We start from the raw sequence: 12,329 nt of genomic DNA, 5'->3' as shown, positions 1-12,329 counted from the left end.
CCTGTGAATAGGAGTACAGATCTCGATGTAACTGCAAAATAATGTTCGGTCTTGGGTTGATATATTCATAACCTTCGTAAATTGTGGAAAGTACTTCACGATAACCAGCAATTTCCTGCTCAGATCGGTTGCGGGGTTCTGCTTTTTGACTTACCAATTCTTCCAAACGCTTATCGCTTGTAAATATACCTTCGATTCGGTTGGATGCTCCCGTACTCTGAACCAATGCAACTTCTAAGAGTGTTTTCAATTCATCTACATTGGCTTCGAGAAATAATTCCTGTTTGCCTTTATGTTCATGAATGCTGCTAACCATCTGAACAATTTCAGGTGTTAACAATTTTTCAGGACTTACAATAAAATCAAAGTCTCTCATAGGAATCTCCTTCACTTCAGATTTATTTCCATCATTCTATCAACAAATGATGGAGATTTCAATAGATTTGATGGAGATAGAATATCCATATACACAATAAATATCCTCATTTCATCCATATATTATATCGTTTTATGGATTGTTTTTTCATTAAAATTACACTATTTTTTCACTATTTTTCATTACTTCATCGTTTTCGCCAACGAATTGAGCAACGCCCGCCTCTCTGGATTCAGATTCTTTTTCTCATAAAATGCTTCTTTAAAAAGCTCTGCATTTTTCCTTTGGTCATCATCCGGAATTTGAGAGTACGCATCCGTAATCATATTGACCTGTGCATGGCCGGAATCACCCTGTACTGCTTTGATATCAGATAATGGTACACACAAGCACGGAAAACACTTTATGCAAAATCTTCCACAGTAAAATCTATAAATGATCCGCAAAGGCAAAGGAAACCGACAGTTTACCATGTTTGGAATTATGGCAGTTCTTTTAGGAAGTGGAGATGCATTCCATCTGGTTCCCCGTGCAGTAGCGCTTTGTACAACTGGACTTGAGAACTTTACTGTACAGATGGGGTTAGAAAAGTGGATTACCTCTATCACTATGACTATCCTAAAATCATCCCCGCCTCAGAATTTGCAACAAGTTGTTGCAAATTTTCTATATCCTTTTATTTTACAGAAGTACTTATTTTTAACTTTTTTCCTTCAGATTTTATATTGCAAAAATCATATCACCATCTGCAGTATATCCTCTATATGTTCTGCATAATAATCAGCCCCATTCAGTTCCCCTTTCTCACCATATCCATACAGGCATCCTATAAAAGGGCTTTTGCAGGACCTGGCACATTCCAGATCCTGTCTCCTGTCTCCGACTACCAGATAAGGGCCACTATATTCCCGGATGATTTCCTGCACAATTTCTGTCTTTGGACGGAATCTGTATGATTCACAGTCATAAAAACGATCAAACCATCGTTCCATCCCAAATTCCTTCCAGTGTGCCTCACGATATGAAGCTTTACAGTTACTTAAGATCACAAGGTGATATCCCCGGTTCTTCAAAGCTGTTAGCATCTCCTCTGCTCCCGGATACCACACTGCCTTATGTTTCCTGATCTGTCTTACCATCAGATCTCCTACCATCCTGCTTGCCTGCTCTTTATAGCTCTGATCCAGTTCCGGCAAAAATGTATTCCACATCTCCTTACTGTTAAGTCCCAGCCAGCCGGCAATTTCCACCGAGCCTATCTCCCGTTCTTCGGTAACCTTCTGTTCTGTCAGCCACTGATAGGTTTCACGAAATGCCGGTTCATAGATTCCAAGGGTATGATGGATCGTTCCATCATAATCGAATATGATCGTTTTTGTCATCATTTATTTTCCTGTCTTTTAGAGCTGCTTCATCAGATTGACCATCTCAATCGCAGATAATGCACAATCATAGCCTTTATTTCCCGCTTTGCTTCCTGCACGCGCAATAGCCTGCTCGATATTTTCAGTCGTGATCACTCCGAATAAAACCGGGATTCCTGTTGCAAGTTCAACCTGTGCGATTCCCTTGGCAGATTCATTACACACCAGATCATAATGTGAAGTATCTCCACGGATGACAGCTCCAACGCAGATAATTGCATCATATTTTCCTGACTGTGCCATCTTCTGTGCTGTAATCGGAATCTCAAATGCTCCCGGTACCCATGCTGCAGTAATGTTCTCTTCTTCTACTCCATGTCTTACCAGTCCGTCGACTGCCCCTCCCAATAATTTATTCACAATAATTTCATTGAATCTCGCTGCCACGATACCAACCTTCATTCCCTCCGGTGCTACTACTTTTCCTTCTACTAAATTGATCTGTCTCATTTTTTCTTCCTCCTGATATTTGCTGTTTTTTATAAATTTATTTCTTTAAAAATATGACCCATCTTTTCCTGCTTCGTCTTCATATACTTCCGGTCATACTTTTGTGCCGGAATCTCCAGAGGTACTCTCTCATTGATCTTCAGTCCGAATTCGCCAAGTCCATAGACTTTATCCGGATTATTTGTCAGTAATCTTAATGATTTCACACCAAGGTCTGACAGTATCTGTGCCCCGACCCAGTACTCTCTGAGATCCGGTGCAAACCCTAACTTCACATTAGCCTCCACAGTATCGTATCCCTGCTCCTGAAGCGCATATGCTTTGATCTTATTGATCAGTCCGATTCCTCGGCCTTCTTGTCTCATATACAGAATAATTCCTCGGCCTTCTGCTTCTACCTGGCGCATCGCTGTCTGCAGCTGCAGGCCACAGTCACATCTGAGCGATCCGAATGCATCCCCTGTCAGACACTCCGAATGTACCCGGCAAAGCACATCCTCACCATCTCCCAGATCACCTTTTACCAGTGCCAGATGATGCTCTCCTGTAATATCATTGATATAACCATACATTTTAAAATCACCGTACTGCGTTGGGAGGTTTGCAACGGCTTCCTCCTTTACATGCTTTTCATGTATTCTTATATAATCCTGCAGATCACGGATCGTAATAAATGTAAGGTTATGCTCTTTTGCCATTTCCCATAGCTGTGATGTACGCATCATAGTTCCATCTTCTTTCATAACTTCACAGCACACGCCGCATTCTTTCAGTCCGGCAAGTCTCATAAGATCTGTTGTTGCCTCTGTATGGCCATTTCGTACCAAAACCCCGCCTTTTCTGGAAATAAGCGGAAACACATGTCCCGGTCTTCTGAAATCCTCCGGTTTTGACTGATCATCCACACACTTCATGATAGTATAGGAGCGCTCTTCCGCAGAGATACCTGTGGTTGTATCTGCGTGATCTACTGCCACGGTAAATGCTGTACTGTGATTGTCCGTGTTCTCCGCAACCATCGGCGGAAAGTTCAATCTCGCCGCAATTTCTGCACTCATCGGTGTACAGATAAGACCCTTTGCATAGGTCGCCATGAAATTAATATTTTCCCTGGTCGCAAACTCTGCCGCACATATCAGATCTCCCTCATTTTCTCTGTCCGGATCATCTGTGACCAGAACTATTTTTCCTTCCTTAAGATCCCTAAGTGCTTCTTCAATTGTGTTGTACTGATAATTTTGTGACATAGTGTATATCCTCCTGTTCTAAAACCCGAATTCTTCAAGAAACTCCATCGTAATTCCGGATTCTTTTTTCTCTTCTTCGTTTTTTCTGATGCCAAGCAGTTTTTCTACGTATTTTCCGATCACATCATTTTCCAGATTAACCAGATCCCCCGGCACCTTTTCCAAAAGAGTGGTTTCTTCTCCTGTATGTGGAATGACCGACACCTGAAAACCAGCTTCATCAACCCTTGCAACTGTCAGGCTGATCCCATCAATACAGACGGATCCTTTTTCCACGATCAGATGCAAAATCTGTGGCGATGTCTCAATTGATACCCAGATGGCATTTTCTTCCCGGAGCATGGAACGTATCACGCCAGTCCCATCAATATGGCCGCTTACTATGTGTCCCCCGAACCTACCGTCTGCAGCCATTGCACGTTCCAGGTTTACCTGGCTTCCGGCCTTGCAGCTGCCAAGACTGCTTCTTCTGATCGTCTCTGCCATCACATCGGCAGTAAATCCGTCCGGCTGAATCGACGTAACTGTCAGACACACACCATTCACAGCGATACTGTCACCGATCCTTGTCCCTTCCAGGACTTTCCGGGCTTTCACTGCCAGGATCCCTGATTCCCCTGTCAGCTGTATATAACGGACTTTTCCTTTCTCTTCTACGATTCCTGTAAACATGATTCCTCCTGTTTTTTATCACACACCTGACATTTTATCCGGATATCCTCACCGATCTGACAGATATCTGTATATTTCAGTTCCACTGCTTCAGACGGCAGTTCAACTCCAATACCCTCTACCGGTGTCTTCCCAGCCACACCGCCAAACAGCTTTGGTGCCACAAAAGCCTGTACTTCCTTTACAATTCCAGCTCGCAGTGCACTGTCATTTAACGTACCTCCTCCCTCCAGGAGGATGCTGTCAATGCCTCTGTTTCCAAGATCTGCCATCAGCTTCTTAAGGTCTATCTGATTCTTTTCGTCGGGACAGTAAATGGTTTCAACTCCCATGGTATGTAATATTTTTATTTTCTCTTTTGCATTTTTCTGTTCTGCATAAGCCACGATCGTCCGGTACTTTTCCGCACTTTTTACAATCTGACTGCCCGGCGGGATCCTGAGCTTACTGTCACACACAATCCTGACAGGACTTTTCCAGCCTTCTACCCGGACGTTTAACATCGGATCATCTGCAAGCACAGTTCCAATACCAGCCATGATTCCCATGTACTGATGCCGCATATGCTGTACTTCTTTTCGTGCAGATTCTCCGGTGATCCATTTTGATGCTCCTGTTTTCGTTGCGATCTTCCCATCCAGTGTCATGGCATACTTCATTACCACATAAGGGGTCTTCGTAGTAATATAATGGAAAAACACCGGGTTCAGCTGATCACATTCTTCTCTCATAAAATCTTCAACTACTGTTACACCGGCTTCCCTTAACATCTGTACACCTTTTCCTGCCACTTTCGGATTCGGATCTCTGGAACCGATCACCACTTTTCTGATCTTCTGTTCAATGATCGCTTCCGTACATGGAGGTGTTTTACCATGATGACAGCAAGGCTCCAACGTGACATAAATCACCGCACCTTCTGCTGATTCTGTAAGAGAAGCAATTGCATTACGTTCCGCGTGAAGTTCTCCATACTTTTTATGATAGCCTTCCCCGATGATCTTTCCGTCTTTTACGATCACTGCCCCTACCATAGGATTGGGATTCGTCCAGCCTTCTCCTTTTTTGGCCAGTTGAATAGCCCGAAGCATATATTCCTGATCCGTCATTTCTATTCCTTCTTTCTTATTCCTGTTCTTTGCCTGGGCTACGCCGAGGCTTTTAAACATGTGCAATCGGATTCACAGACAAGTGAATGGTATAGTTATTTCGAAAACGATGTACCAGATACAAAAAAAGCCTGCAGAAATATCTGCAGGGTGGAATTGATCTGTTACATATGATTGATAAATGAATGTCTGATTTTCCTATATAAAAAGCTCTGAAATGGATCACCATCTCAGAGCTCTGATACTACATTCATTCATACAAAAAATCAACTGTACTATCATCTTCTTCCATCCAGACTGTACTGTCGGCCCCGGAATCTCACCGGATCATGCCTCTCGGCTCGCGGGCTTTACCGCCGGTAGGGAATCTCACCCTGCCCTGAAGATATCTTTTTGTTTATTTTAATACTTTATCTGTTGTTTGTAAAGCAGAATTTTTATTTTACTTAGTTTACTGATGGAGATAGAATATCCATATACACAATAAATATCCTCATTTTATCCATATATTATATCGTTTTATGAATTGTTTTTTCATTAAAATTACACTATTTTTTCACTATTTTTCATTACTTCATCGTTTTCGCCAGTGAATTGAGCAATGCCCACATCTCTGGATTAGCCAATACTTTTGCCAGAAGTTCCGGATCGACTTCATCAGCAACAGAACCGTCACAAGCAACCAAACGATAACGGTTTCTGTATAGAGTTGGTTGAAGCTTCTGGTTAAAGATTTGCAAAAGTTCCCATAGTGCATTATCTTTTAATTTTGCACGCTGGTGATAGAAAGCGGCTTTTGATGGTGTTTCATCAGTGCGTCCGAAAAAATGATAAAGTTCTCTCTCTCTGATATTGTATATCCACTATAGTTTTAGATGTATCATCTTTACCATCTTGAATTGATCAGAAACTGTCATACTGACCTTTGTGGATAGCTTTAAGCCATTTTTAGGGATGTAACGATAGTATGGTTCCTCCGCAATCACCTTCACATTACCCCCGATCTTTGCTGCCAGTTCTTCCGCTGAATTCACATAAAAGAACATTTGTGCATCGGCATGGCCGACCTGTTTCATATATTTTTTCTTCATCATGGTCATTCCTCTTTTGTTCACCGTATCAAAAACAACTTCCATATTTCCAAATTGCCCAATCATACGCAGAAGGGCAATGACCTTATGTTCCTCAAAATAATGAAATAACCCGCCTGCAGTAACGAGAATAGGAGCATCAAATACATCATTGCGAACTTTTTTGATCCAATCCTTTGCAAAGGCATCCCCGGAAATATATAATTCCCTCTCTGGTTCGGGAAGAAGTCCCCGCCGGTATTCGATTACATGAGGCAGATCCACGGCATACCAGTGTGTCTTTCCGTTATCACATCGGTGATAGGTTGTCTCCAGACCACAGCCCAACTGGACAATCACACCGTCCGGTCTGCGTTCCAGAAAAGTCCGAATAATCCGATCCATATTAGCAGACCGGGAAGCAGAGGCCAAAAGGGTATACTGGCTCTGCATATTCTGTTTAATCAAGTCTGAAGGCAGCTTCTTTTTCAATTCCAATGCTTTTTTATCATATAAAATTTGCGGGTAATGCTCACTAGCATAAATTCTTCCCAGCATAGGGACGAACAGTGTATCCTCCACGACTCCTAACTTGGACATAGCCAAACCTCCTGTTTTGATACATTACTTTCTACCGACAAGCAACCGGGAAGAACCTAGCATCATCATGGCAGCCCGACGGTGGGCGCCAAAAGCTTCCTGTGCGGTATCAACAAGTCGTACTTCCTCATACCCCATATCCCGCAGTTTCTGCGCAAAACCTTCCATGTCACCGTACATCTTTTGTTTCATATCATCGTTAAGTGCAAAGACGCCGCCTTTTTTCAATACCCGCAGGCTTTCCAGCAGCAGTTTCTGCATATCTGCACCCATGACATTGTGATAGACATAGTTGCTGATGACCACATCAAAGCTCTCATCAGGAAAATCCAGCTGCTTCGCATCACCGTGCTGAAATACACAGCGGGAAGCCACGCCCTCACTTGCAGCATTTTTCTCGCAGAGTGCCTTGCTGTAATTGTACACAGCGCCCCAATAATCAATACCGATTACTTTTGCTTTCGGCCATGTCAGAGCCGCACGGATTGTCAGCGCTCCGGAGCCGCAACCTACTTCCAGAATCTTGCCCTCACCGTCATAGTCTAGGTGCGAGAGGACAACCCGGTGAACCTGTTCCATGATTCTGCCACCGCCAAAGGCATACTGCCGCCTGATCCATGTGATCCAGATCAGCAAAACCACAAGTGCGATTGTGATGATGGCAAACAGCACACCGAGAACAGCGACATGAAATACATAAAAAGAGAGGACAGCCAGCACAGCGGCCAAAACTCCGATTCCGCCAATGATGTAAAAGACAGGATTGGACATCCAGCTTCCATAGTCTTCCCCGTGGGTGCCAAGGCGGATATTCTCCTGCTTCCATTGGTTCCTTTTCATTGCACTACCTCCTTTTCCTTCTTCACGCAAGTTTCCAGTTCTGGCTTTCTGTCTGCAGTTTTACCATATGGGCATATACACCATTCTTTTCTTCCAGATCCTTTGGTGATCCTTCTTCTGCAACTGTACCATCAGAAAGGACAACGATCTTATCTGCTCCGGCTACGGTACGCATCCTGTGGGCGATAACCAGAACGGTTTTATCTGCGATCAGACGGGAAAGGGCTGTCTGTATCAGAGTTTCATTCTCCACATCCAGGGAAGCAGTAGCTTCATCCAAAAGAATGATCGGCGCATTTTTCAGAAATGCACGGGCAATAGAGATGCGCTGGCGCTCTCCGCCGGAAAGTTCACAGCCATTTTCCCCGATATTGGTATGCCATCCATCTGGTAATTTTTCTGCAAATTCATCTACATTGGCAAGTTTCGCAGCCGCAATGACCTGTTCATCTGTGGCGTCTTTGTTTCCGATTCGGATATTTTCCAGAATCGTATTGTCAAACAGCGTAACATCCTGGAATACGATGGAATACAGAGAAAGCAGTGTTTCCGGGTCTATTCGGGATACATCCATGCCTCCCACGGTAATCTTTCCTCTGTTAATATCCCAGAACCTTGCTGCCAGCCGGGATACGGTTGTTTTTCCGCCGCCGGACGGGCCCACCAGAGCCGTAACCTCTCCCTGCTTTGCCGTAAAGGAGACATCTTTCAATACAGTTTCTCCGGTATTATAGGCAAACCCGACATGGTCAAAGACAATATCATACCCCTGATTGGAAAGCCTATCACTGCCCTGCTGGATGGGATGATCGAGAATTTCATTCATACGGGCAATATTGGTTCGTGTACTGATGACTGCCGCAAGATTCTGGAGTGCGCCCTGCAGAGGGTCATATAAACGGGATACTACCAGAAGGAACATAAAGAATGTAAGCACGGAGAGGCTTCCTTGCATGAGCAAAACAGCTCCCACCAGCGCAACCGTTGCAATACCAAGCTTCAGCACCAGCGATGCGGAAACCACAAAAACAGCAAGGCCGAATTCATTGAGGATGGAACGATGCTCCACGGCACGGATCTTCTTTTCCAGACCTTTTAAATATGCCTGCTCCGCATTGTTCGCTTTCAGGTCACGAACCGTTTCAATGCACTCCTGTATCCCGTCTGCGCAGGCCATCTTTACATCCATGGCTTTCTGATTCAGATTTTCCTGAATCTTTGCGGAAAATCCCACAATCGCAAAGGCAACCGGCAGAACCCATAAGGCAGCCAGTGCCATTCTCCAGTCCGTAAAGAGCAGACCAATGGAAATCAGAACTGTAGAAATGATCGAACCCGCAAGCTCAGGGATAAAATGCGAAAAACTCTGCTCCAGGAAGGTGCAATCCGCCATAATGGTACTGGTAAGATCGGCTAAATCCTTTTTCCCGAAAAAGGAAAGGGGGATTTTGCGCAGATGTTCTGCCAGGGTAATGCGGCGGATACCGCTTTCTTTGTAAGTGGCAAAATAGGTCGCATTGTATTGAAAGAAAGTGGTCAGCAGAATCAAGCCAATACACACCACGCAGCCTGCCACATAAAATGGAATTTTCCCGCCGGGAACACCCCCGTTCATCAGATCGCTGACCAGGTAATATAAAAGTCCCACCGGAAACATAAAAGACAGATTCTGAAGGACACAGGCCAGGCAGCCTTTGATCAGGTCTTTTGCTCCCTGTTCAGACAGGGCATATTTTTTCTGCAGTTTTTTGATCATATTACTGCACCTCCTTTGTTACCTTCCATTGCACGGAAGTCTGGTAATTTTTCCACATACGGCTGAATATACCGTCTTTTGCAAGCAATTCGCGACTGTTTCCGCACTCGGCAACCCGTCCGTCGCAAATGACAAAAATCTGATCCACATTTGTTACGGTAGAAAGCCTGTGGGCAATCATAATCACTGTCTTACCCTCGGAAAGTCTTGAGAAAGCAGCCTGTACGCGGCTTTCGTTATCCGGGTCAGCAAAGGCAGTGGCTTCATCCAGAATGATAATCGGAGCATTTTTCAGCATCACACGGGCAATGGCAATTCGTTGCTGCTCGCCGCCGGAAAGATAGACACCCTTTGTACCGATGACCGTATCCACACCCTGTGGGAGTTTTTCCAGAATATCATCGCATTGCGCGTGATGAAGGGCAGTCAGAACTTCCTCACGGGTAGCTTCCGGTTTTCCCATACGCACATTTTCCAGAATAGATGCCTTGATCAGACGGCTGTTCTGAAATACGAAAGACACCGTGTTCATGAGTTCCTCTTTCGGGATGTCTTTCACATTAACACCACCGATTTTTACCATTCCGCTCTGGGGATCAAAGAATCGGGAAATCAGGTTGGCAAGGGTTGTTTTTCCACCGCCGGATGGACCTACAAAAGCTACCGTCTGTCCTGCAGGAATGGTCAGTGAAATATCTTTTAATACTTCTTTTTCTCCATCATAGCTGAAATGAACCGATTTCAGTTCCACGGAAGCGTTTTGGGGATGCTTTGAATGTTTCGTTTCCTCCAGAGGCTTCAAATGCAAAACGCTGTCAATTCTCTGTAAAGCGTCGTCTACGATCATGGCGTTTTCACTTTGGAACATAATGCGTGTCAGTGTGACAGAAATAACCGGTGTAATGATGATATAGAAAATAAGATCCAGTAAGAAACCGGAAGTCACACCGTCTTGCGTAAGCAACAGTCCTCCGGCAATCAGTGTGGCAAAAACGCCGTTGATCGCAGCTGTATAGAACATCATCGGTGTCCGAAGCTGCCTGGTATAAGCAATCACCCATACTTTATACCGGTCAATGGAGTCTTTAAACTTCTTAAAGGAAAAGATCGTCTGGCCAAAGGTTTTTACCACCGGAATCCCACGGACATACTCTACCGCTTCATTGGACATATCATCCAGCGCATTCTGGTATTCTTTCATCTTTTCCTGCATCTGCTTTCCGGTCATTGCCATCATGATCAGAAACCCCAGCACAACCGGAACAAGACTCAATAGTCCCAGTCTCCAGTCAAACACGAACAACAGCACCAAAAGACCGCAGGGGGTTGCAATGGCATTGGCTCTGTCGGGAAGCTGATGGGCGAGATAGGTTTCGGTGGCTGCGCTGGATTCGTTGACAATCTTGCGCAGTTTTCCGCTGCCAAAACTCTCGGCAAACCCAAGAGGAAGCTTAACAATATGCTCCATGGTCTGGATACGCAGGTTTGTGGCGATACGAAATGCTCCCAAATGGGAACACATCAGCCCTGCTATGTAGACAAGCACCGCTATAACCGCAAACAATACTGCCATCCAGCCATTACCGGTCAGGTTCTGTGCCTGGCCAAAATTCGGTGCCACCTCCAATACTTCCTTGATCATTTTCCAGATGTAATAGAAGGGTACCAGAGCAATCAGGGCACTGATTGCAGAAAACACCCAGGAAGCATAGGTCAGGTACTTATGGCTGCCTGCAATTTCCAGCAGGCGTGATAAATTGGATTGTTTTTTCAAAAAAATTCCTCCTTTTCTTTGTGTTTATGATAAAGAGAACACGTCTATGTTCTTACAATATCCGAATTTAGGTTAGCAGTAGCTAACTGTCAAACAAAAATTATAAGGCATTACTGCCCCATAATTTTCATCCATCCTGCTGTATAAAAGGCGCGCATTTCTCTAACGTAGTTTTCGGCATCTTTTAGCGGCATTTCATGAATGATCAATTCAAAAAAAGTATGAAACATGCCGGTGATCAGAATATGCTCCAGCGAAGGATCGATATGGGGAGAGGGCCTTCCAAGCTTCCTTAAAACCTCCTGATAGGCATGAGTCCCTTCCACTTCAATCTCCACCATTTCATCAATTAGCCCGGCAAATTTTGTTCCTTCCGAACAGACAAGGATCAGTTTACATTCCTCTAAATGCTCATACGCATAATGAAGAATATTGTACATGCAGATTCCCGAAATATCACTCATGACTTCCGGCTGTCTGGCAGCTGGAAGTTCAGCAAACTCCTGCTGTGCCTTTATAAAACGGTTGCGAATATATTCATAATGCTCACCAACGATGGCTTCAAAAAGTTCTTCTTTACTTTTGTAATATCCGTAAAAGGCTCCGGTAGTCATTCCCACGGATTTCACAATATTCCGCAGGGAAGCGTCTTTATATCCTTTTTCTAAAAATTCCGCTTTCGCTGCCCGGTGGATATTTTCTAAAGTCATTCCATTTCCGTTTATTTTGCACACCTCCTATATAACAGTGCTATATAACGCTGTTATAATTTTAATCTCTGAAAAAGGTTTTGTCAATAGCAACAAGAAATAGTTGCATAAAGACTGCAATCCAAACATCATTCTGCACTTTATTACTGATAAAATTTTTAAATACTGGTTTTGACAAAAGTTTCCTTTTTTCTAATAAATGATAAGCAGGGTGGAGTTTGTTCTCACACCCTGCTTTTTGATTATCATGAATTACTCGAAGATCTTCTTCACTTTTTCTTTCAGCCTGTCCATGCACCTG

The 12,329-nt window shown here is 44.0% G+C and carries 11 protein-coding genes, 2 pseudogenes and 1 riboswitch; of the genes and pseudogenes, 1 reads left to right on the top strand and 12 read right to left on the bottom strand.

Translation table 11 applies throughout. The features are described from left to right. A pseudogene (locus AB5642_RS07150) lies at positions 1-376 on the bottom strand (cell filamentation protein Fic); the annotation flags it as partial. Between the two features lie 182 nt (positions 377-558). Continuing rightward, on the bottom strand, positions 559-765 hold the full coding sequence (locus AB5642_RS07145; protein WP_179962580.1) for a hypothetical protein: 207 nt from the start codon (positions 763-765) through the stop codon (positions 559-561). A gap of 40 nt (positions 766-805) precedes the next feature. Here AB5642_RS07145 and AB5642_RS07140 point away from each other — a divergent pair. Then, positions 806-994, top strand: a pseudogene (locus tag AB5642_RS07140) (hypothetical protein); the annotation flags it as partial. A 116-nt stretch (positions 995-1,110) separates the two neighbouring features. On the opposite strand, the gene AB5642_RS07135 reads toward AB5642_RS07140, so the two are convergent. From AB5642_RS07135 to AB5642_RS07090, 10 genes are all read right to left on the bottom strand, one after another. Next, the gene (locus tag AB5642_RS07135; protein WP_004844981.1) at positions 1,111-1,761 is read right to left on the bottom strand and encodes an HAD family hydrolase; all 651 of its coding nucleotides are present in this window, start codon (positions 1,759-1,761) and stop codon (positions 1,111-1,113) included. Between the two features lie 15 nt (positions 1,762-1,776). Continuing rightward, complete coding sequence (gene ribE / locus AB5642_RS07130) at positions 1,777-2,250, bottom strand: 6,7-dimethyl-8-ribityllumazine synthase (RefSeq protein WP_004844980.1); 474 nt, start codon at positions 2,248-2,250, stop codon at positions 1,777-1,779. A 29-nt stretch (positions 2,251-2,279) separates the two neighbouring features. After that, positions 2,280-3,497, bottom strand: a complete 1,218-nt coding sequence (locus tag AB5642_RS07125; protein ID WP_055230843.1) for a bifunctional 3,4-dihydroxy-2-butanone-4-phosphate synthase/GTP cyclohydrolase II — start codon at positions 3,495-3,497, stop codon at positions 2,280-2,282. Between the two features lie 18 nt (positions 3,498-3,515). Beyond that, positions 3,516-4,169 carry a riboflavin synthase gene (gene ribE, locus AB5642_RS07120; protein ID WP_004844978.1) on the bottom strand — a complete coding sequence of 218 codons (654 nt, stop codon included), beginning with the start codon at positions 4,167-4,169 and terminating at the stop codon, positions 3,516-3,518. After that, entirely contained in the window at positions 4,151-5,278 is a 1,128-nt protein-coding gene (ribD, locus tag AB5642_RS07115; RefSeq protein WP_009243651.1) for a bifunctional diaminohydroxyphosphoribosylaminopyrimidine deaminase/5-amino-6-(5-phosphoribosylamino)uracil reductase RibD, read from the bottom strand. Before ribD ends, ribE (AB5642_RS07120) begins: the two co-directional genes overlap by 19 nt. Before the next feature lie 276 nt (positions 5,279-5,554). After that, positions 5,555-5,669, bottom strand: a riboswitch (FMN riboswitch). 472 nt (positions 5,670-6,141) lie between these two features. After that, positions 6,142-6,948 (bottom strand): class I SAM-dependent methyltransferase, encoded by an 807-nt coding sequence (locus AB5642_RS07110; RefSeq protein WP_173719076.1) that lies wholly within the window; start codon positions 6,946-6,948, stop codon positions 6,142-6,144. Between the two features lie 24 nt (positions 6,949-6,972). Further along, positions 6,973-7,788 (bottom strand): class I SAM-dependent methyltransferase, encoded by an 816-nt coding sequence (locus tag AB5642_RS07105; protein WP_173719077.1) that lies wholly within the window; start codon positions 7,786-7,788, stop codon positions 6,973-6,975. 22 nt (positions 7,789-7,810) lie between these two features. Continuing rightward, the gene (locus AB5642_RS07100; RefSeq protein WP_004844974.1) at positions 7,811-9,544 is read right to left on the bottom strand and encodes an ABC transporter ATP-binding protein; all 1,734 of its coding nucleotides are present in this window, start codon (positions 9,542-9,544) and stop codon (positions 7,811-7,813) included. Between the two features lies 1 nt (position 9,545). Next, positions 9,546-11,318 (bottom strand): ABC transporter ATP-binding protein, encoded by a 1,773-nt coding sequence (locus AB5642_RS07095; RefSeq protein WP_173719078.1) that lies wholly within the window; start codon positions 11,316-11,318, stop codon positions 9,546-9,548. Between the two features lie 110 nt (positions 11,319-11,428). Continuing rightward, complete coding sequence (locus tag AB5642_RS07090; protein ID WP_173719079.1) at positions 11,429-12,028, bottom strand: TetR/AcrR family transcriptional regulator; 600 nt, start codon at positions 12,026-12,028, stop codon at positions 11,429-11,431. Positions 12,029-12,329 lie beyond the last annotated feature (301 nt).

Origin of the sequence: Ruminococcus sp. 1001136sp1_2201st1_G3_2201SCRN_220225 (genome assembly GCF_040924365.1) — a bacterium.
Taxonomy (GTDB): Bacteria; Bacillota; Clostridia; order Lachnospirales; family Lachnospiraceae; genus Blautia_A; species Blautia_A faecis.
The sequence above is the reverse complement of the archived record's forward strand: the minus strand, read 5'-3'. Positions and strand labels throughout refer to the sequence as shown.